This is a genomic window from Ruegeria sp. AA6 (genome assembly GCF_056542865.1).
This window is the reverse complement of sequence record NZ_JBQGAN010000005.1, coordinates 231,984-253,434: the sequence shown is the minus strand read 5'-3', so window position 1 is coordinate 253,434 and position 21,451 is coordinate 231,984. Positions and strand designations below refer to the sequence as shown.

Genomic DNA, 21,451 nt, shown 5'->3' with positions numbered 1-21,451 from the left:
CGCCCGCCAGCGCCTGAAACCATCGTCCCGATGGATCACACGCCGATGATGCACTAACAATCAATTTGGACCAGTCAGATGAGGCTGCTCACCGCCATTGCCCGCAGAGCCACCGACTGACACCGATGCCGCTCCAAATGCGCCCACGGCCACGGAAACAGCGCCACCTCCATTGCCGCCGCCGCCGCCGACTGATTGCGCGAACACACCTGTCGACCGATCGCCTGATGTCTGAATTGCCGACGGTTGACTGCCTTCGGTATTTGACAGCGTGACGTTGACATCGCCACCTTTGCCGCCGGCACCGCCATCGCCACCGATGGCCACGCCGACAAATGCGCCAACCGAGCCGGACGAGCCACCGTTGCCGCCACCACCGCCGATGGACTGGGCCAGAATGCCCATCGCATCGTCTCCGCTTGTGGTGATGATACCGTCGTTCACGATGGTGACGGTCGCACCCGCGCCGCCGCCGCTGCCGTTGCCTCCAACCGACACCATACCACCGGACGAGCCGCCATCGCCGCCACCGCCGCCGATGGATTGCGCGATGATGCCCCGTGCACCGTCACCGACGGTCACGATTTGCCCATAATTTCTAACGCTTACGGCATCACCCGTACCACCTCTTGATCCGGTCCCACCGATAGCAACCAGCCCATAAGAGTTCGCTCCGGTCCCGCCACTGCCGCCAATCGACTGCGCCATGACACCATCAGCACCTGTGCCCGCAGTCAGAATACTGCCGCTGCCCTGTACTGTGACGCTGACCTCATCACCGCTGCCGCCGTTTGATCCGACACCACCCAACGACAACGAAACCAGACCACCCGCAGTGCCGCCGGAACCGCCGCCCCCGCCAATCGACTGGGCTACAATCCCACGCGAAAATTCTCCCTGTGTCTCGATCGCCCCTGCATGAGACACTGAAACAACACCACCATTGCCCCCGTTATCCGCGCCGCCGATCAAGGACACCAACAGGTTGCCGCTGGTGCCCGCAGAGCCGCCCGAGCCGCCGATGGACTGGGCGTAAATGCCGTTGGCGTAGTCGCCGGTTGTCAGAATGCTTCCGGTCGATGCCGTATTGACGGTCACCGTACCACCGCTGCCGCCATAGCCGCCGTCGCCGGAAGACCCAACCAGCCCCCACTGCGACCCGCCGTTGCCGCCGTTGTTGGAAACGCTCAGCGCATAGATACCGTCCGCTGAATCTCCGGACGTAGAAATCGTACCCTGCTGGGTAACGGTTACATTGCCGCCGTCGGCCGAGTGTCCTCCGGTGCCGCCCCCCGGGGCTGCAAAACCGCTGCCGCCGTCTCCTGCTTGACCGCTGCGGCTGAAGGCGAAAATACCCTCGTTGTTGCTGCCGGAAGTCTGGATCGTACTGCTGCTGGACTGCGTTGCGTTGACCGTCCCACCTTTGCCGCCATCACCACCATCGCGCCCATCCCAGAAGCTCAGATACGAGTCGCCGCCATCCCCGCCGTCCCCTCCGACGCTGCCGACCTGCCAACCAATGTTGCTGGTGGCATTCACGTCGCTGCTCAGCGATTTTGTCTGCGTTGGGCCAGTCGCGCCATTGCCGCCAGAGCTTGGCGGCACGACGAGGGCACCATCCCGACCGTTGCTGCCGTTCTGACCATAGACAACCTGATTCACCCCATTTGGCCCGGTAACGTCTTCGGGTGGCGTCACGGCCCCTGGCGTGCCCGAGCTGTTAAAGCTGCTGTTGTACTGCGACAGGGTCAGTTGCGTGGATAAGCTGGCAGTTCCACTCGCGCTTGAGTTGCTGATTTCAGCCGTTGTTCCGGTGATGGAAACGATCTCAAACGCAAGCGGCGGATTGTCAGAATTGTAGATTATATCGTTTGCATCTTTGACCAGAAAAACGTAACCATCTGCGGTTTCAACAAAGGCCGTTGTCCCGGCTGTAGGCGTCGAGGCCGGATCTACGATCAACGCGCTGACGGTTGTGTCCAGACCCGTCACCGGATTGGTCACGGTGTCTCCGACCTTCGAATCTGCTGTCGGGGATGCGAATAAAGGTGTTGAAATCAAAGCGCAAAATGAGACTGCCAGTAGTAGGCTTGATTTCTTCTTCACCATTTCACCCCGCAAACGACTTAGTCACACCATCCGGGGCAAGCCACGCTCGCGCAGAACGACAACTTACAATGCAGACGCACCCCATCACACTTCCAAGAAAGATAAACAGAACATTAAGAATTTGCCTCGAATAAAGGTCACTCTTTAAGAGTTCCTCGCCGGTCATTGCGCAAATGCAACATGTTGCGTGAACCTTTTCAATAAAGCGGAGATTTTAAACCCTAGGCTGAAATGACGAACCATGCGGCAGCACCAATTTCCGCACATCCACGCGTGCCCTATTCGATAACGCTCAGCGTAAATTATGTCGCTTGCGGGCCAGTCTGTCGCAAAACCGATAGCCGCGGCGCGATCAAGTCCACAGAATTCCCTAATGAAAAAGACCTGCATTCCGAATCCGATGGAACGCCGCGCGACCGGTTGTGACCTGGTGCCGTCTATCTGATACCGGGGCTTTTGCCCGATTGCTGACGCTGCAACCACGGTTATTTCGGAAGATTTCATGACAACACAAACGTTGCGCCTTGCCATCGATATCGGCGGCACCTTCACAGATACAGTTCTGGTTTCCGGTGACGAGACGATCCTGGCCTCGACCAAAACCCTGACCACACATCAAAACCCGGCCGAAGGCGCGATGGAGGGCGCGCAGCGTGTCATGCAGCACTCCGGTCGGAGTTTAACCGAGGTCACAGGGTTTATTCACGGCACGACACTGGCGACAAACGCACTGATCGAACGGCGTGGCGCAGTGGTGGCGAGCATCTGTACCGAAGGGTTCCGCGATATTCTGGATATCGGGTACGAGCGGCGGTACTCCCAATACGATATTAACCTTGAAAAACCCGATCTGCTGGTCCCGCGCGAACGATCCTTTGTTATCCGCGAACGTATGTCTGCCGAAGGTGAGGTTCTGATCCCTCTGGACGAGACACAGATTGATGCCTTGTTGTCCGAAATTGACGCCAGCAACGCCGAGGCAGTCGCTATCTGCCTGATGCATGCCTATGCCAACCCAGCGCATGAGCAGCGTCTGCGCGCCATCCTGCACGCGCGTCGCCCCGATTTGACGGTCTCGCTCTCGTCTGATGTCAGCCCCGAAGCGCGTGAGTTTGATAGGCTCTGCTCCACTGTAGCCAACGCCTATATTCAGCCTCTGATGGGCAGTTATTTGACCCGGTTTGTCGATCAATTCGCCGCCGAGGGCATCACCTGCCCAATCCTCATGATGACCGCAGGGGGCGGCATGTGCACCGTGGAAACCGCAGCACGATTCCCGATCCGTCTGGTTGAATCCGGTCCCGCGGGCGGGGCCATTTTAGCAGCCCGCATAGCCGCGCAGGCAGGTTTGGATGAGGTCCTTTCATTTGACGTGGGCGGCACGACGGCCAAGCTTTGCCTGATCGACAAAGCCCGCCCGCAAACTTCGCGCGCTTTCGAAATCGCACGCGCAGCTCGGTTCATAAAAGGCTCTGGCATGCCGGTACGCATCCCGGTGATCGAGATGATCGAGATTGGTGCCGGCGGCGGGTCGATTGCCGGTGTGGATCGTCTGGGCCGCCTGACTGTCGGCCCAAAATCCGCCGGGTCCGAACCGGGCCCCGTGGCATTCATGCGCGGCGGTACTGATCCTACAGTGACCGACAGTGACATCACTCTCGGCTACATCGTGCCGGATACTTTCGCCGAAGGGCATATCAAGCTGGATCCCGAAGGCTCCAAGGCCGCACTGATCAGAGAGATCGGTGAGCGGCTAAACCTTGATGCAATCGCCTCAGCCGACGGCGTCAGCCGCATCGTGGACGAAAGCATGGCCAGTGCCGGACGGATGCACGCGGTGGAAAGCGGCAAGGACCTTGGCCCGCGCACGATGATCGCCTTTGGCGGGAACGGTCCGTTGCATGCCAGCCGTGTGGCACGTTCCGCCGGTGTTTCGCGCATCGTAATCCCACCCAATCCGGGCGTTGGATCTGCGGTTGGCTTCCTGTTCGCACCGGTCTCGTTTGAAATCGTTCGCTCGCGCTATTCGCTGCTGGACAGCATGGATATGGACGGGATCAACGGCCTGTTTGACGCGATGATTGCCGAAGCGAAAGAGGTTGTGGCCCAAGGCGCGGGCGACGCCCGAACGGAGACCCTGCGCACCGCCTTCATGCGCTATAGCGGGCAAGGGCATGAAATCGAGATCAACCTGCCGGATCGCGCGCTGACGTCTGAGGACATTGCCCCTCTCACAGCCGCATTCGAAGACGAATACCGCAAGCAATTCTCACGCCCGGTGCCGGGGATGGAGATCGAGATATTGAATTGGGCCGTCAGGGTCGCAACCCCCGACCGCGCCGCGCCGCAGGTGCCAGAGACGCCAGAATGCGAACTGTTCAATGTTACCGAAACGCGCCCCATCACCTGCGATGTGGACGGCACCGCGAAGGACGCCGCCTTTGTCGCCCGCGCCGATTTGAAACCCGGAGATTACGTGCTTGGGCCGGCACTGATCCATGAGCCGCAGACCACCACACTCGTATCCGCCGACTTCTCGGCTCACATGGATGCCATTGGCAACCTTGTCCTGACGCAAACCCAAAAAGGAGGCGCATGATGACCGCTGATATCTCACCTGCCCGCCTGCAAGTGATGTGGAACCGTCTGTTGGCGGTGGTCGAGGAACAAGGCCAAACCCTGATCCGCGCCGCTTTCTCGCCCATCGTGCGCGAATGTGGCGACATTTCAGCCGGGATTTTTGACGTGAATGGCCGGATGCTGGCCCAGGCCGTGACCGGCACACCCGGCCATATCAACACCATGGCCGAGGCCGTTTTACACTTGCGCGGGCGCTTTTCGCTGCAGGATATGAAGCCCGGCGACATTTTCATGACCAATGATCCTTGGCTCGCCTCGGGTCATCTGAATGACTTCCTGCTGATGATGCCCGCCTTTAAGGACGGCAAAGTGGTGGGCTTTACCTCCTGCACATCGCATTTGGTGGATCTGGGCGGCCTGGGCATGGGGCCTGAAGGGTCCGACATCTATGACGAGGGCCTGTTGATCCCGCCCTGCAAACTGGTTGAAGAGGGCACGCCCAACGCGCTGCTGATGGACATTATTCGCGCCAACTCACGCGAACCGATTGCCAACGAGGGCGACATCTATGCCCTGATCGCCTGTTGCGAGGCTGGGGTAAAGCGTCTGGTCGCAATGATGGACGAGTTCGGGATCGACGATCTGGGCGGGCTGGGCTCATACATCATCGACACGTCCCGCAAGGGAGCGTTGGAAGCCATCGCCGAGGTGCCAGAGGGCGTCTATAAGAACGTACTGCGCATGGATGGATACGAGAATGAGTTGGAGCTGCACGCCACGCTGACCGTCTCAAAGGACGGGATGCATGTGGACTTCACCGGTACATCGGGCTGCTCGAAAAAGGGCATCAACGTGCCGTTGAACTATGCCACGGCTTATACGGTCTTTGCCCTGCGTTGCATCGTCGGGCCAGATATTCCCAACAATGCAGGCTCGCTGGAACCGTTCACGGTGGATGGACCTAGGGGCTGTATCCTGAATGCACAGCGCCCGGTGCCGGTTGCGATGCGCCATACCCTTGGCCAGGTAACCCCCGATCTGGTGCTGGGCTGTCTGCATCAGGCGTTGCCGGATCAGGTCCCGGCCGAGGGGGCGTCGTGCATGTTCGACCTGCCTATGCGACACGCGCCGGAAGTCGCGGCGAATGGTGGGCGCGAGTTCGCCATCGAGCCCGTACACAACGGAGGCACCGGCGCGCGACCCCATGCGGATGGCTTGTCGGCCACAGCCTACCCGTCGGGTGTGTTTGGCTCTCAAGTTGAAATCACTGAAAGTGTGGCCCCCGTCATCATGTGGCGGCGTGAGTTGTTGCCGGATTCCGGCGGGGCGGGGCAATATCGCGGTGGTCTGGGACAGCGTATTGAAATGACCTCATCCAACAACGCGCCCTTCATCGTATTCCTGTCGGTCGAGCGGCTGAAGTTTCCGGCGCTTGGCCGAATGGGCGGTCAACCCGGCGCACCGGGACGTATCCGTTTCCGCGATGGAGACAGCGACACACCCGGCAAAGGCGAGCTGCGCGTGGAAGGTGACGATTACCTGATTTTCGACACGCCCGGCGGTGGCGGTTTCGGAGATCCGACCAAGCGAGACCCGGATGCATTGGCTCTGGACGTCAAACGCGGGTTGGTGACTGAACAGGGCGCCAAAGCCTACGGGGCTACGTCATGATCCGCGCGGTTGAACACGTTCGGCAAATGGGAGCCTATGCTTTGGCTGATCTGGGCGGGCCGGAAACAGTTTCCCTGGCGCAAAACGAAAGCGCCTTTCCGGCAAGCCCTGCGGCCATCGCGGCGGGACAGGCAGCACTGGACCAGATGCCACTCTACCCCGATCCCGACTGGCCCGAGCTGCGCGCAGCAATTGGCGAGACTTATCGCGTAGCGACCGAAAAAATCTTGTGCGGTGCCGGGTCGATGGAATTGATTGGCTGCCTGATCCGCGCCTTTGCCGGGCCGGGTGATCGGATACTGGGCACGGATTACGGCTATGCTTATGTAGCCTCAGCCGCAGCGCAGGTTCAGGCAGATTTCGTGAAAGCGCGCGAGATTGATCTTACCGTTTCGGTTGACGACATTTTGGCGGCAGTGACGCCCCAGACGCGGATCGTCTTTGTCTGCAATCCGGGCAACCCCACCGGTACTCTGATACAGAATGCCGAGATCATCCGACTACGCGATGCTCTGCCCAAGGATGTGCTGCTGGTGGTCGATCAGGCCTATGCCGAATTCGCTGATCAGGATCAAAACCCGTCCGAGATATTCGCGCTGGTGGATCGTGGCGATACGGTGGTTATGCGTACATTCTCCAAGGCGTACGGACTAGCGGGCGCGCGCGTGGGCTGGGGCCTGTTCCCCCCCGCAGTTGCTGGTGAAGTGCGAAAGCTTCTGAACCCAAACAATGTCTCAATCCCGTCGCAGGCTATGGCAACGGCGGCGGTTGAGGATCAGGCACATATGCACAACACGGTCGCGAAAACTGCCGCCATTCGGGATCGGTTCGCTGATGGGTGCCGGGCACTGGGGCTGACCGTTGCGCCCAGCCATACAAATTTTGTGTTGATCCGATTTGACGACGTTGAGGCGGCGCAGCACGCGGACGCTGCTTTGCGCGCAGCCGGATTGTTGATGCGAGGTATGGGTGGTTACGGTCTAGCAGACTGTCTGCGTGCAACAATCTGTGACGAGTCGGTGATGAACCGTTGTCTAACCGTTCTGAAGGAGGTGACGTCATGACTCATGAAACCCGAACGCGCGCCAAAATCGGGGTGCTGGTGCCTTTCACCAACACCAATCTCGAAGCAGACATGATGCTGATGCGCTGCCCTGACACGACCGTGCATTTCCAGCGCATGGGGGGGTATGACGTGGATGAGATTCCGGGCTCGGACCAGATGGCGGGTTTGGGGGCTTCGGATATCAGCCATGATATGAGGATGATATCGGGCGTACGACCTGATGTTGTTCTGTACGGCTGCACCTCAGCCACGTTGACTCACGGCCCATCGTTTGACGAGCGACTTTCACAAGACATCAAGGCGGGTTCCGGTGCCCGATCCTTTACTGCTGCTGGTGCGCTGGTGGATGCTATCAACGCGCTCGGCGTTTCCAAGATTGGGTTTTCCTCACCCTATCTGGGCGAAATCAACACACAGGCAATGGATTTTCTGGCGCAAAATCAGATCACCACAGTTAAATGCGCCGATATTGGGCGCGAGCTTGGAAACTACGGGCAGGGCGAGCTGACCCCGGGCGAGGTTTTTGACCTCGCCTGTCAAGCCGATCACCCACAGGCCGAGGCCATCGTGCTCAGCTGCACGGACATGCGTGCGGTCGAGGTCGTTGACCGAATTGAGGCCACATTGAACAAACCCGTCGTGACATCAAATCAGGCAATGATGTTTGCGACAATGCGGGCTCTCGGTTTGCCACGTCACGATAATGTTCCGGGACGGCTGTTTGATTTGCTTTGAGCATGGCAGAAACCAGTGCCCTTTTTCTAGTCTGGCGCGTCGTAAATCAATGCCCCGAGGTCCGAGAACCGTGAGCTTGGATCTGTCAGCCCAAGCGTTGCATCGCGAATGGCAACTGCTCGGGCCTGACCCAACGAAGGCGCCGCGAATTCCATGAATTTTTCCACGACTTCGGATTGTTCCATCGGCGCCTCGGGGCCGCCACGTGCGTGGACATCGCCGGAATCCAGCGCCCTTCCGTCTTTCAACACGATGCTGACATCGGCGACCCGGCATTCGGGAAAGCGATCCGAATGGCGCGCGACTTCTGAAACCGAAATGCGGTCGACAATCGAAGCTACAAACGGATCGGTTAGACCTGCGCCGGAAATATGTTCAACCCCGATACGCCCATATGCAACCATCGTCGCTACCGCGAAAGGCAGCGAATACTGAGCTTTCGAAGTGTTGTCCGGCATGCCCTGAAACAAACAGGCGCTTTCGCGGAAGGTGTTGACCTGAATGGTGGCAATATCCTCATGCGTCAGGTCATGGTCGCGCATAAGCGCCCGCGTGGCGTCAATCGCGGCATGAGCCCAGCGACAGATCGGATAAGGTTTTACGTACTGATTCTCCATCTGCCAGAAGGTACCCAAGTCCTGCCAATAAGGCGCAACGTCATCGGCCTCTATGGTGATTGCAGGGGCCCCGGTAAAACCCTTTTCGGCCAGCACCGCCGCTGAGATACCCACCAACGCCCCCCAGCCCGAGCCATCGTGCAGCATGGTGGGGTTGGCGATCTCGCGCATCATCTGGCTGCGCGGGCCGTGATATTCGGCGATCCCCATGGCCTGCCGCATCCGTTCCGCATCCAGACCGCGCAGCCGCGCAGCCACTGCCACGACACCCAAAGTATTCCACGCGCCCGAGGTGTGATAATCGCTGACCGTGTTATGCAGGGAAATCCCGGCGCGCCCTGCGATCTCATAGCCTATGGTCACCGCAGCCAACGCCTCTGGCCCTGAAAAATCATCCACCGTTTCAGCAACCGCCGCCAAAGCCGGAACTACGGCCACACCGATATGGCCTTTGGTTGGGTTATATCCGTCGTGGCCATCCAGATTGTCGGTTTGAGTGGCGGCGGCATAGGCAGCACCCGCGACACTGACCCGACGGCCATCAAACAGCATCCTTGCGCTGAAATCCGGCGTGCCAGCGCCATACAGCGCCATCGCAGCATCACGCGCGATGCGACCTGCCCCCATCGGCCCCGCGCCGATGGTAATACCCAACGTATCCAGCAGCATTAACGCGGCCGCCGCCCGCGTGCGCTCGGGAAAATCCTGTGCGCTGCGGTCAAGTGCAAACTCGGCAACGGTTTGAAAAGTGTCTGTCACGGTTTCCTGCGTTTGATCGTCACGGTCTCGGAAAGCGTATGAGAGATCGTCCATTGCCACACGAAAACATTCCTGGGGCTATGACCCTAGTTTATTTGCAGCATTCGTCGCGCTGCTATTAGCTTATGACAAGGGGCACGTGTCGCGTCTGGACAAGACACCGGTACAATCGCCCATAGTTTTGCTGTGCGCTTTGCTGGAAAAGTACCTTCATGATGAACCTGCCCCACCTAACTTTTCTACGTTCTTTCGAAGCCGCCGCCCGCCATCTGAGCTTTACCAGCGCAGCCGAAGAATTGAACTGCACCCAATCGGCCGTCAGCAACCACGTGCGCTCACTAGAAGAGTTCTTACAAAGGCCGCTCTTTGTCCGTCATGCGCGTTCACTGTCCCTTACCAATGTGGGCGCAGCCTATCTGCCATCGGTTCGGCACGCTTTGCAGGAAATTGACGTGGCAACTCAGTCCGTCATTCAACGCTCACACAGCCGCAAAGTTGTTGTTTCTTGCCCTGTCAGTCTAGCTGAAAACTGGTTACCTGACATCATTCGTGGTTTTAACGCCGTGAATCCGGACATTAACCTGACTGTACACGGCACACTTTGGAGCGATGTTGAAACGAATGTCTCGGACATTTCGATCACGAATGACCATATTGACGATGTTACCGCGGATGCTGAGCGAATGTGGCCGGAAAAACTTTCGTTGGTTTGCGCCCCTGGCTTCCAGGTCGACGGGGCACCTCTGACCGAACCGACACAATTGCAGGATGCCCCACTGATCCATATTCTTGGCCGCCCCGCCTATTGGGAGCGTGTGGCCCAGCATTTTGGGTTGACCGATTTGCATCAGAATGACGGTTTGCGGACCAACGCCTCAAATCTTGCGATGGAGATGGCCGCAAAATCTCTGGGATGCGTTGCCTTGCCGCGGTCGCTTGCAAAGTCTTATGTGGAACGAGGGTTTCTGTACGAACCTTTCACATTCGATTTGGACAGCCCCTGGGCCTATTTCGTGCGACTCAAGGAGAAGAACGTATCCCAGTCGGTTAAGCTGTTTCAGGACTGGCTGTTGCAGGCTGCAGCCGAGATGGAGACCTAACCGACTTGTTTTGAGGTGGGGCCGTTCAGGCGGCCCCTTCCATTGCTGGTTTGACATCTCGCAGGCGGTAACCTTTGGGGTCAAACGGAGCTTCGGCAAGAACGGTGGCTTTGTGCGGCTTGCCCAGGATGAAAACGTCGACCGTATCGCCGGGCTTGGCCACACTCGGGTTCAGATAACCCAAAGCCAGCGATTTTCCGACCGAGTACCCATAAGCACCCGACGTCACGCGACCCGCAGATGTTCCGTCGGTGGCAAAGATCGGTTCGCCTCCGGTTGCGTCGGCCTCTTCGGTCACTTCGACCTCGAAGATCGAGAGCACCTCGCGCGGCGCTTTATCCTTGATCGCCAGATAGGCATCCTTGTGTAGGAAATCCTTGTCCAGCTTGATCAGACCCGCCAGTCCGACCTCTTGCGGGTAGTATTCCTGACTGTATTCGCGACCCCAGGAACCATAACCTTTTTCAATGCGCAACGATCCGAGACCGCGACTACCGACCGGGCCACCGTTCAGCTCTTTCGCCGCGTCCAGAAGCGAGGTGTAGAGCCGGGTCTGATCGGCCTCGGCGCAGTGCAACTCCCACCCCAGATCACCGGTAAAGCTGACGCGAATGGCCAGGCAAGTGACACCGGCGACCTCGACCGTGGCCGAGCGCATAAAGCGGAACGCATCGTTCGACAGATCCGCGTTGGTCAGGCGCTGCAACAGATCGCGCGACTTTGGCCCCGCGACGTTGAAGCCCGCGATGCGGTCGGTTGCCACCTCAAGCGTCGTGCCCTCGGGCATCGGGACCATGTTGAAGAACCGCTGATGATAACGTTCGGCCATGCCCGATCCGATCATCATGTATTCGTCTTCGGCGACCTTGGTGATGGTGAAGTCCCCAGCCACACCGCCCCTGACCGAAATCAACGGTGTCAGGCACGAGCGCCCCACTTCGGTTGGCACTCGGTTCGCGACCAGCTTGTCCAGCCAATCATACGCACCCGGTCCTTTGATCACGTAGTTGGCAAAGTTCGAGATGTCGATGACGCCGACATGTTCGCGCAGCATCTTGACCTCGCGCCCCACCGGTTCGAACCAGTTCTGACGGGTAAAGCCGTTGGTTTCCTGCGTGCCGGGCTGATCAGCAAACCACAGAGGATGTTCCCAGCCGCAGTTCAGGCCGAACACACAGCCCATGTCCTTCTGCATTTCATAGGCCGGGCGCACGCGGGCCGGACGGCCAGCGCTGCGTTCTTCGTTCGGGAAATGGATGGCGAAACGATGGGTGTAGGCATCTTCGACTCGCGCCTTGGTGAACGCTTTGTCGGCCCAGTCGCCAAACCGCGCCAAATCCCAGGCGAACATGTCGTATTGCGGCTCACCCTCGACCATCCATTGCGCCGCCAGCAAGCCAAGACCGCCTGATTGCGAAAAGCCCGGAATGATGCCTGTGCAGCAGAAATAATTCTTCAGCTCCGGCACCGGCCCCCAGATCGCGTTGCTGTCCGGCGACCAGATCATCGGGCCGTTGATCACCCGTTTGACCCCGGCGGTTGCGGCAACCGGAACGCGTTCGGTGGCGCGGATCACGTTTTCCATGATCCGGTCCAGATCGTCGGGGAACAAGTCATGGGCAAAGTCCAGCGGTGTACCGTTTTCGGCCCAGAACTTCATGTCTTTCTCATAGGCCCCGATCAGCAGACCGTTGCCTTCCTGCCGGAAGTAATACTCACCATCCCGATCGGCGATCGAAGGCAGACGACGGCCCAGATTGGCCACTTCGTCGATGCTTTCGGTCACGAAATACTGGTGCTCTGTCGGTTGCAGCGGCAGTTCGATCCCCGCCAGCGCCGCGACCTCACGCCCCCAGAGGCCGCCCGCATTAACTACCCATTGCGTATGAATATCGCCTTTTTCTGTTCTAACAATCCACGAGCCATCCGGCTGCTGTTCGGTTCCTATTACAGGACAAAACCGTTCAATCGTGGCACCCATTGCGCGCGCACCGGCGGCATAGGCCATGGTCACACCGGACGGGTCAACGTTACCGCCGTCTGGTTCATACATGATGCAGCGGATATCATCGAACTGGGCCAGCGGATGCAGCTCTTTTGCCTGCTCCCGGCTGATCTCATAAAAGTTCAGCCCGTAGAACCGCGCCTTGGCTTCCTGCAGTCGCAGTTGGTGCTCGCGGTCCTCGGTTTGAGCCAGATACAGTGAGCCGGGCTGGAACACGCCGCAGCCCTGCCCGGTTTCCTTCTCAAGCTCTTTATACAGGTTCATCGTATAGTGCTGGACCCGCGACACGTTGTTGTTGTCGTGCAACCCGTGGATGTTCGCCGCCGCGTGCCACGTAGACCCTGAGGTCAGCTCATCGCGTTCCAGCAGTACCACATCCGTCCAGCCCAGTTTGGCCAGGTGATACAGGATTGAACAGCCAACTAGACCGCCTCCGATTACAACTGCTTGTGCATGAGTTTTCATTGGTTTTCTTCCCTGTAAAGGCCGCTGGCCTAGGTGTTATTCATAGTGCCGCGCCGAGCGCGCCTTTGCCTGGAAACACAAGTGTCGATGCCTGATTCACAAACCATCCACGCAAAGAGATCATTCCAAATGGATATAAGGGGCGGCCCTGTAAAACTCTCACAAAAAAAACGGGGTCATTGCCCCTGCGCGTGTTGAGCGAACGAACCGCGCGGCTAAGCGCACTTGCTACGCAGCCGCCTCCTGCAAAGTCGGGCACGCACAAGAGCGCCCGGCTTTCATGAGATACCGTCAGACCCTAGCCTTTTCGAATTCGGACCAAGCGGTTTCAAATTCTTCAAACCCAAATCCGGCCTTCCTAGCAGCATCGAGAACAATGCGTTCGGTCGACAACAGCTTTTGGATCGCGCCCTCAAGCTGGTCGACGACGTCCTCGGGCACCACAAGTGCGCCGTTACGGTCAGCGTGGATCAAGTCTCCTGGACGTACCGTCAATCCGAAGATCGAGACCGGGATGTCGATCTCGCGCACATGAACGAACCCATGGCTTGGCCCAACAGAGCCGGCGACAACCGGGAACCCTTCGGGCAAGTCACCTAAATCTCGCATAACTCCGTTTGTCAGGGCGCCGGACATGCCAAAGCCTTTGTGCACCGTTGTATTGATCTCACCCCAATAGGCACCGATGCATTCGGGGTAATCCACGTCCTCGACCACTGCGACCGATGGGTTGGGGCCTTCGGCCATGTATTTATAGTAGGCCATCCGCCGCGCCTTGATCACATCAGCAGGTTCGGTCGGAGGGTTCACAGCAGCAATTTTAGCGGTGCGGGCAAACCCAACGACGGCTGGTTCATCGGGGGCTGAACACAACATCGTGCCGCGTGTGAACCCGTTGAACCCTCGTGCACCCTGGGCCACCTCGATAGCGTTGCAAACGGTCGGCGTGTCCACTTTTCTAAGCAGCGAAATAAGGGACGGTGTCATATGTCCTCCAACCAGCGGATCAGGGCCGCCGTGGTATCCTGGGGTTGTTCTAATGTGGGCAGGTGTCCTGCACCTTCGATAATTTCTAGCGTGCTGTGGGACAGCAGATCATGCATGAGTTGGTGGCGTTCAATCGGACACAACGTATCTTCCTGCCCGCACAGAACCAAAGACTTGCCGGAATACCCGGACAGGGTTGCCTGCTGGTCGGGGCGGTCCCTCAAAGCCAGCGACTGACGCAGGAACACATCTGGACCCAAATCCAAGGCCATAGCCATGCACAAGTCCAAAATAGCACCCTGATTGGGACCATCGGCCAAGTAATTGGGCTTCATCTCATCACGCATCACCTGCCTTAGCTTGCCTTCGCCGACTGCCTCCATCTGAGGTACACGACGGGCTTTCACCTCGGGCTTTTCAGCCAACGGATTGGTATCCAGAAGGGCCAGCCGTTCAACGCGTTCTGGGGCTTGTCGCAGGACTTCCATTGCCACGATACCGCCCATCGACAGGCCCGCCAAAGCGAAGGCAGGCGGCGCGTTGTCGAGGATATCGGCGGCCATGGCTTCCACGCTGTCCTGTTGACACAGTGGAAAGGTCATGATGGGCATCCTGCCCGATAGCGCGTCAATCTGAGGGTCAAAAAGACGGGCATCGCACATCATACCTGGCAAGAAAATCAATGGTGTCATGCCGCGACTTGCCTTGCACCTTCGGACATCGTTGCCAGCTTGGCATAAGCAATCTGCGGATCAATCGCGCCGAAGCCCGCAAAGGTGCCGAACCCGCAGTCACTTCCTGCGATCACCCGGTCAGACCCGACGATGTCGGTAAAACGGCCGATCCGCTGCGCGACCAGCTCTGGGTGTTCGACAAAGTTTGTCGTGGTGTCCACCACGCCCGGCACCAGCACCTTGTCATCGGGAATGTCGGCCTTGCGGTCGCGGAACACGGTCCATTCATGCGCGTGGCGCGGGTTGGACGTTTCAAACAAGACGTACCGGGACTTGGTCGCCATCAGGGTGCTGAACACCTTGTCCATCGCAATGTCACAGCAATGCGGACCTTCGTAGTTCCCCCAACAAATATGCACCCGAACTCGGTCCTGCGGGACATTCTGAAGCGCGTGGTTCAACGCCTCGACATGCATGTCCGCGATCTTGACGAACTCATCATCAGAAAGGTCAGTAAATAGCATATGACGAGACAAGGCCAAATCGGGGCAATCCAATTGCAGATCCAAACCGGCGGCCACGATGGTTTCGTATTCGTCCTTCATCGCATCCGCCAGCGCGGCCAGATAAGCCTCACGCGTGGAGTAGAAATCATTCTGCAGGAACAGTGAAATGACGCCCGGCGACGCGGCGTTCATGAAGCCATGCTCAGCCCCATGCTGCGCCATCGCCGCCTTTAGGTTGGCAATGTCCTTCTCAAGCTCACCCTGCCCTTTCGAACGCACCTCGCCCGTGCACATTGGCCGCGCATATTGCGGCGTACCGCCATCATTGGCGAGCCGCTCGAGAAAGCTGGGGAACATCTTCAGGTCTGCCGGAGCGTTGCGGGGGCTGTCGCCGGAAAAGCCGGTATAACGATCCTTGACATATGTGGCGTAGGAAATCTTCGAGGTCTCGCCATCGCTGACGATGTCCACGCCGGCCTCAACCTGTTTGCGCACGGTTTCGGACACCGCATTGGTCATGCTCGCGTCAAAGGCGGCGGCTTCAAAAGGTTCGCCGTTTTCCCGCGCAAAAATGAAATCCACCACTTCCTGTGTGCGGGGCAGTGATCCGACATGGGTTGTCTTAACGGGCATCTGCGTCTCCTTTTATCTTTCGCGCCATGAGGACGCTGTGGCTTTCGGTGTCAGGATCCTTGGCCAGAAACCCTGTCATCCTCAGGCCATTTTCCTCTAAACAAACGGCATAGTTCGCGGGCGAAAGCGATGCGTGATAAACCAGTTCATAGCCAACGGTTCCGACCTCTTCGCCTGCACTGGGGCCCACGGTTAGCATCAGGTTTCCACCCGGCTTCAAGTGACGCGCCATGCGGGCAATACAGTCTTTTTGTTCGTCTGCGGTCAGATGGAAGAAACTGTTCCAAGCGATAATACCATCGAATTGCTGACCTAACTCGAACTCTCGCATATCCGCTTGGCGCCAATCCCCGTCCGGCCAGCGGTTCCGAGCAATTGTCAGCATCGCCTCAGAGAAATCCACGCCAGTCACGGTAAAGCCTTCAGCCTTGAACCAGCGTGCTATCGGCTCACCTGCGCCACACCCCAAATCCAGCACGTGATTCCCGGGCTTCAGGCTTGCGGTGAAGCGCGCCAGCCAGCGCGCTTCGAACAGAACCCGGGAGCGTTGTTCGTCGTAGGTCGTAGCCTGACGTTCATAAACCGCGTGCGTGTCGTTGGGGTCTGGTGTCATCCGGTCCACGTTGCTCCTGCCGGGTCGTCTGTGGCCGTGATCCGGTACAAACCCGCCTGCCCGGTCATGGACGGTTGCACACCATAGCTTTCACCCGGAAGTACCACGGCGGTATCACCTATGGAAAATGTGGTCTCGTACCCGTCGACCGAAATGCGCCAATGGCCGCTTGCAGGCATCAGAACCACCGGTTTTTCTGCCTTGACTGGCTCAATCACACTGGATCCACGTCCGAGGAAATCAACCTCGAACCCGGGTTTGTCCTTGATCAGACCGTTTTCGCCGATCACGACTGCAGGCTTGTTGGCCGAAAGGGCCATCAAATCCCAGTACCGCGCGACGTATTTGCCGACCACATCCTCGACAGGAACTTCGGGGTAGGTTTTTAATTGCTCTTCAGTCAGCAGTGGCATCGGTCGCACATTGTGCGGCAATTCCTGACCTTTCTTCGAGTCATAAAGCACCCCGTTGTCACCCAACATCAGGCCGTGCGCCTGCGCGTCTTCGATGACCTGCGGTGCCCATGTAACGCCACCGCCGGCGTCGTCACCGCCAAGGATCGACATGATCATGCCGTAGTCGTCGCCCACATTTTCGAACCCACGGAAGATACCGGTTGGGATGTTGAAAATGTCGCCCTCTTCGGCAATGAACTCGCCCGCCGATCCGTAGCGGCCCCAGAAGAATCTCCAACGGCCTTTGGCAACGAAAAACACTTCGGCCGTGGTGTGGCTGTGCAATGAGTTTCGGCATTTCGGCGGCTGGCCCGCCGCACCGATGTTAAAGCCGATCTTGTCAGTGATGTGGACGTGCTGATCAGGGGATTCCGACACGCCGCCGCCGACGATGGTGAAGTTTTCCTTTTGATCGCTGCCAGGGGTATGGGCGTCGATAAAAGCGGTTTTACAGGGTTGCAGCTCGCCATAGCGGACGATGCGTTGTTGAATGGTGCTCATGGTTTTGTCTCCTTGGAAATGGGGTGATGGGATTAATTCCCGCCCCCCGGAGGACGATTGTTCAGCCGCCGCGCGCGCAGCGACGCGCGGTGCGCATGATAGCGCCGCGCCGCCTGACTGGCGTTCAGAGATGAGACCATCGAGGTCACTTAGCCCTCTCCACCTTGCAGCAGAATCTGTTTCCAGACCGATGTTTCGTCGAACAGCGTGTATTCCCGGCGCAGCTGTGGTTGTCCGCCGATCAGCTCACCAAACTCGCCGTGGCTGATGCCCAGAACATAAACTTGCGCACCAGTCGGCGCGCCAAAAACACCCCAGCCATCGTGCTTACCCCAAAGACTCCAGCGGATCGCGGCACGAGGTGGCATGTTCGGGTCGTCGCGACCGATCAGGTGTTCGATCTTAAATTCAGCATTCGGGAAGCTGGCGCGCAGCCCCATCCAGAACCGATCCACCGCGTCCCAGCCATGGCCGGTTACGCCGCCTACATATTCGGACTGCACCGCGCGGTCATATTCACCCTCGATCACGCCCATATCGGCACTCATGATCCGGGTCAGAATATCTGCATACCGCTGTCCCCATTCGTTGTCGTTGCCAGTTCCCTTGTAGGGTCCGGGCTGGTCGATCTCGGGCGTCAGCGGTTTGACGCAGTACTGCGGTCCACCTTCTCGCGCGATCAGATCGGCGGCGTATTCCTTGGGATCCCAACCCATCTGGCGCACGATGGCCCCCTGATCGCGGATCAGCCATTCATCGTTGATCTGATTGTCAATCGCGTGGCAATCGGCCAGAATCCGATAGCGCAGCTTAGTGCCGGTGGCTTTGCCGTAAACTCCTTCTGCCAGATGCGTTGCGGTTGAGATGATCCGGTGCGAACTCAGCATCCCGTCTTCCGGCGTACCGGACCAGATCACGTCCTCGCCCAGCAACTGCCGGTCCGGGAATTCCGCCAGCGTTGCCATCGTCGCGCCGATGACGTTCTGGTTGCCCAGCACAACCGACCCGGGCGAGCGCACGACGATGTCTTGGCTGTAATAGTCATGCAGCGTGGCAATACCCCGGTCTTCCCAGATTTCTTTGGTGATACCGATGATGTAATCCGGGAAATTCCGAAACTTCGGATCGAAGCCTTTCATGTCTCTGTCCTTTGTGGAGTCCACCCCTTTGGCAACCGGGCCGAGGTCCGAACGACCAGCGGCCCATCAATGGCCACCTTGCGCGGCTCGGCGGCCTCCGGGGTGTCGATATGTTCAAAAAGAGCGGCAACGGTTTCGGCCACCATAAGATTGGCCCGTTGCCGGATTGTCGTCAGATTATAAGCGGGCCACCCGGCGGGCGGCACGTCATCATAGCCTACGACCGAGACATCCTCGGGCACCCGCAGGCCAAGTTCGAAGCGGATCACATCCATCACCGCCAGCGCCATGTGATCGTTGGCCACAAAGACGGCATCCGGGCGTTGATCGGGCGCTACATCAAACATCCGCCGGGCCGCGGCGCGGGCTTTTTCAGTGTAAAATTCACCGACTTCATGTGCAAACACGCTTTGCCCGGCTTCGGCCAATGCGGCCCTAAACCCGGCTTCGCGGTCGCGCTGGGTCGAAGCCCCCTGCCAACCTGCGATATAGGCGATCCGGCTATGCCCCCCGGCCACCAAAAACTCGGCCACCTTTCGGCCTCCGGCATAGTTGTCAGAGGTGACGGTGGTGACGCCGTCAAGGTCCTGGCTGCGGTTGAACAGCACAACCGGCACACCAGCTTGCTGACACCGGGTGACGATATCCGATGACATCGCCACCGACGCCAAGATCACCCCGTCCACTTGATAGTCAAGGATTTCGTCCATCACCGTGTCGATATTGCCCGCCGTTCGCGAAGCCATGAAAATCAACACGTGATAACCCTGTTCTTGCAAAGCATTGGACAGTTTCTCAAGCGCTTCGGGATAGAAATAGTTGTCCAGATAGGCCACCACGAGGCCAATGATCCGGCTTTTGCCTGACACCATGGCACGGGCCAGAACGTTGGGACGATACCCCAATTGGGCTGCCGCCTTGCGCACCTTCTCTTCGGTTTTCTTACTGACCGACGCGCCGGGCGTGAACACCCGGCTGACCGCCGACTGGCTGACGCCGGCCAGTTGAGCAACCTGAAGAGAAGTGATTTTTTCGGGCATCAGTCCGCTGTCCAACCCCCATCAATCAGCATTGAAGTGCCTGTAACCAGCGCCGAGGCATCTGAGGCCAGATAAGTAACCGCACCCATGACATCTTCAACCTCACCCACGCGGTCCAGCTTAATCTTTTCCATGATCCAAGCGGCCCGTTCGGGGTTGTCGAAAGTCGATTGCGTCAACGGAGTTCGGATGAAGGTCGGGCAGACCGTGTTGATACGAATGCGCTGTTTGCCCCATTCGATCGCCATGGCTTTGACCATGCCCTCAAGCCCGTGCTTGGTCGCACAGTACAGCGCCCGGTCAACACCGCCGACATGGCCCATCTGGCTTGAGATATGGATGATCGAGCCCGACTTGCCCGCCGCCATCAGCGCCTTGGCCGCATAGGCAGATAAGAAATAGGCCGAACGCAAGTTGACGTTCGTGACGGCATCGAAATCGTCAGGCGTGGTCTCAACCGCCGGGCTATGGCGCGCGGTTCCGGCTGAATTCACTACCACATCAAAGACACGCCCATCGAACAGACCGCGCAGCGCGTCCAGATCGCCTTGATCCACAATCGCCGCCTCGGCCGACCAGCCCTCCTCCTGCAACGCCGCGACGGTGTCGGCCAGCCGCTCCGCTCCGCGCGCGGCGCAGACCACATGCGCGCCCGCTTCGGCCAACGCCACGGCACAGCCCTGCCCGATGCCCGAGGACGCTCCGGTCACAAGGGCGGTTTTTCCGGTCAGCGAAAACGAAGGGGTGCGGGGGAGGTCTGACATCAGCTCATTCCATCAGGAGTTTCAATGCGGCCAAGGTTTCGCGCCTTGTTGAATTCCCGCAGACGAGCAAAGACGTCAACGCCAAGCTGACGATACGCATCCAGAATATCGACCAGAACCCAGTTTTCCCGAATGCGCCCGTTTTCAAGCCGCCAGAAATCGAGGCTGCGCATGGTGATCTTTTTGCCCGAGGGCGCGATTCCCAGCCAGCCATCATGGGTCACCGTCTGAATCATGTTGGGCCAGCCGGTGACCGCGGCGTATTCGCCATCACCAAAGAAGTGATAGGTGATTTCGTCGACGTATTGCCCACGATCAGGCATGCCGTTCAGGAACGGAATCTGGTGCCAGTTGCGAAAGCCCGCATAGCCGCGTCCGGTGCCGATGCCCGAAGGGCCGTACCAGTTCATACGTGGGTGCCAGAACCGCTCCATCTCCATCACTTCGGGACCACCTTGCGACGGGTGTTTCTTGAGATGCTCCAGCATGTCGATGATGTGCTGGCAGGTCGCCTTGCCCTTGGTCGCGTCATAGGGGCCGGGCACAAACCCGTCTTGTGTGGCCGGGCCAGGCACATGCCATTCATGCCCGAGGCTGGGTGCCATCGGCCAAGCTTTGGCCTGCATCATCACCTCGGGGATATCCCACAGCGCCTGAACCTCAACAACTTTGCCATCCACAAACCGAAAGAACTCGTGGAACCGCATGGTCACCTGATGACCGGTCGGCGGGATATCCAACCACGGGCCAGTGAAGGTGCCTGTGTAGTAGCCTCCGCAGCCAACCCAATCGGCACCGTCTTCGTCCGGCCCGGCCATCACGATATAATCGCGCCGTTCCAGATCGGGCCAAGCAGCCAACAAGTCCTTGTAGGCACAGTCATAGAACGCATCGCTGCCGGTGCTGTCGCCAATAGGGTGGCACAGGTGAAACACTGCGTCTGCCGCAGTCACCTCGGCCAGCGCCCGTCGGACACCGGCCTCGGAAAAATCGTACATCGCAGCCCTGAGCGGGGCGATCAGGGCTTTATGA

17 protein-coding genes are annotated in these 21,451 nt (G+C 58.7%); 5 read left to right on the top strand and 12 right to left on the bottom strand.

What is annotated here, in order from left to right; translation table 11 throughout:
• Nucleotides 1-60: 60 nt before the first annotated feature.
• Entirely contained in the window at nt 61-2,004 is a 1,944-nt protein-coding gene (locus tag ACR0LN_RS09715) for a hypothetical protein (RefSeq protein WP_480429384.1), read from the bottom strand.
• A gap of 607 nt (nt 2,005-2,611) precedes the next feature.
• On the opposite strand from ACR0LN_RS09715, the gene ACR0LN_RS09710 reads away from it, so the two are divergent.
• From ACR0LN_RS09710 to ACR0LN_RS09695, 4 genes are read left to right on the top strand one after another with little or no spacing between them, the layout of a single operon-like run.
• On the top strand, nt 2,612-4,708 hold the full coding sequence (locus ACR0LN_RS09710) for a hydantoinase/oxoprolinase family protein (protein ID WP_480429382.1): 2,097 nt from the start codon (nt 2,612-2,614) through the stop codon (nt 4,706-4,708).
• On the top strand, nt 4,708-6,360 hold the full coding sequence (locus tag ACR0LN_RS09705) for a hydantoinase B/oxoprolinase family protein (protein ID WP_480429380.1): 1,653 nt from the start codon (nt 4,708-4,710) through the stop codon (nt 6,358-6,360). The genes ACR0LN_RS09710 and ACR0LN_RS09705 overlap by 1 nt, the downstream gene beginning before the upstream one ends.
• Nucleotides 6,357-7,424 carry a pyridoxal phosphate-dependent aminotransferase gene (locus tag ACR0LN_RS09700; RefSeq protein ID WP_480429378.1) on the top strand — a complete coding sequence of 356 codons (1,068 nt, stop codon included), beginning with the start codon at nt 6,357-6,359 and terminating at the stop codon, nt 7,422-7,424. Before ACR0LN_RS09705 ends, ACR0LN_RS09700 begins: the two co-directional genes overlap by 4 nt.
• Complete coding sequence (locus tag ACR0LN_RS09695; RefSeq protein WP_480429376.1) at nt 7,421-8,161, top strand: maleate cis-trans isomerase family protein; 741 nt, start codon at nt 7,421-7,423, stop codon at nt 8,159-8,161. The genes ACR0LN_RS09700 and ACR0LN_RS09695 overlap by 4 nt, the downstream gene beginning before the upstream one ends.
• Before the next feature lie 26 nt (nt 8,162-8,187).
• On the opposite strand, the gene ACR0LN_RS09690 is transcribed toward ACR0LN_RS09695, so the two are convergent.
• Complete coding sequence (locus ACR0LN_RS09690; protein ID WP_480429391.1) at nt 8,188-9,537, bottom strand: MmgE/PrpD family protein; 1,350 nt, start codon at nt 9,535-9,537, stop codon at nt 8,188-8,190.
• Between the two features lie 212 nt (nt 9,538-9,749).
• Between ACR0LN_RS09690 and ACR0LN_RS09685 the strand changes: the two genes are divergently transcribed.
• Complete coding sequence (locus tag ACR0LN_RS09685) at nt 9,750-10,637, top strand: LysR substrate-binding domain-containing protein (RefSeq protein WP_480429375.1); 888 nt, start codon at nt 9,750-9,752, stop codon at nt 10,635-10,637.
• A gap of 25 nt (nt 10,638-10,662) precedes the next feature.
• On the opposite strand, the gene ACR0LN_RS09680 is transcribed toward ACR0LN_RS09685, so the two are convergent.
• The 10 genes from ACR0LN_RS09680 to ACR0LN_RS09635 form a co-directional block, all read right to left on the bottom strand.
• The gene (locus ACR0LN_RS09680) at nt 10,663-13,107 is read right to left on the bottom strand and encodes a GcvT family protein (RefSeq protein ID WP_480429374.1); all 2,445 of its coding nucleotides are present in this window, start codon (nt 13,105-13,107) and stop codon (nt 10,663-10,665) included.
• Between the two features lie 291 nt (nt 13,108-13,398).
• Entirely contained in the window at nt 13,399-14,094 is a 696-nt protein-coding gene (locus ACR0LN_RS09675) for an RraA family protein (protein ID WP_480429373.1), read from the bottom strand.
• A complete protein-coding gene (locus tag ACR0LN_RS09670; protein WP_480429372.1) occupies nt 14,091-14,786 on the bottom strand; it encodes an alpha/beta fold hydrolase in 696 nt (231 codons plus the stop codon). Before ACR0LN_RS09670 ends, ACR0LN_RS09675 begins: the two co-directional genes overlap by 4 nt.
• On the bottom strand, nt 14,783-15,907 hold the full coding sequence (locus tag ACR0LN_RS09665) for a cobalamin-independent methionine synthase II family protein (RefSeq protein WP_480429371.1): 1,125 nt from the start codon (nt 15,905-15,907) through the stop codon (nt 14,783-14,785). Before ACR0LN_RS09665 ends, ACR0LN_RS09670 begins: the two co-directional genes overlap by 4 nt.
• On the bottom strand, nt 15,897-16,520 hold the full coding sequence (locus ACR0LN_RS09660) for a class I SAM-dependent methyltransferase (protein ID WP_480429370.1): 624 nt from the start codon (nt 16,518-16,520) through the stop codon (nt 15,897-15,899). The genes ACR0LN_RS09665 and ACR0LN_RS09660 overlap by 11 nt, the downstream gene beginning before the upstream one ends.
• On the bottom strand, nt 16,517-17,476 hold the full coding sequence (locus ACR0LN_RS09655) for a cupin domain-containing protein (RefSeq protein ID WP_480429369.1): 960 nt from the start codon (nt 17,474-17,476) through the stop codon (nt 16,517-16,519). Before ACR0LN_RS09655 ends, ACR0LN_RS09660 begins: the two co-directional genes overlap by 4 nt.
• Before the next feature lie 149 nt (nt 17,477-17,625).
• On the bottom strand, nt 17,626-18,615 hold the full coding sequence (locus ACR0LN_RS09650; RefSeq protein ID WP_480429367.1) for a nuclear transport factor 2 family protein: 990 nt from the start codon (nt 18,613-18,615) through the stop codon (nt 17,626-17,628).
• Nucleotides 18,612-19,655, bottom strand: a complete 1,044-nt coding sequence (locus tag ACR0LN_RS09645) for a LacI family DNA-binding transcriptional regulator (protein WP_480429366.1) — start codon at nt 19,653-19,655, stop codon at nt 18,612-18,614. Before ACR0LN_RS09645 ends, ACR0LN_RS09650 begins: the two co-directional genes overlap by 4 nt.
• Nucleotides 19,655-20,419: an SDR family NAD(P)-dependent oxidoreductase gene (locus tag ACR0LN_RS09640; protein WP_480429365.1), complete on the bottom strand. Its 765-nt coding sequence runs from the start codon at nt 20,417-20,419 to the stop codon at nt 19,655-19,657. Before ACR0LN_RS09640 ends, ACR0LN_RS09645 begins: the two co-directional genes overlap by 1 nt.
• Complete coding sequence (locus ACR0LN_RS09635; RefSeq protein ID WP_480429390.1) at nt 20,419-21,417, bottom strand: ester cyclase; 999 nt, start codon at nt 21,415-21,417, stop codon at nt 20,419-20,421. The genes ACR0LN_RS09640 and ACR0LN_RS09635 overlap by 1 nt, the downstream gene beginning before the upstream one ends.
• Nucleotides 21,418-21,451 lie beyond the last annotated feature (34 nt).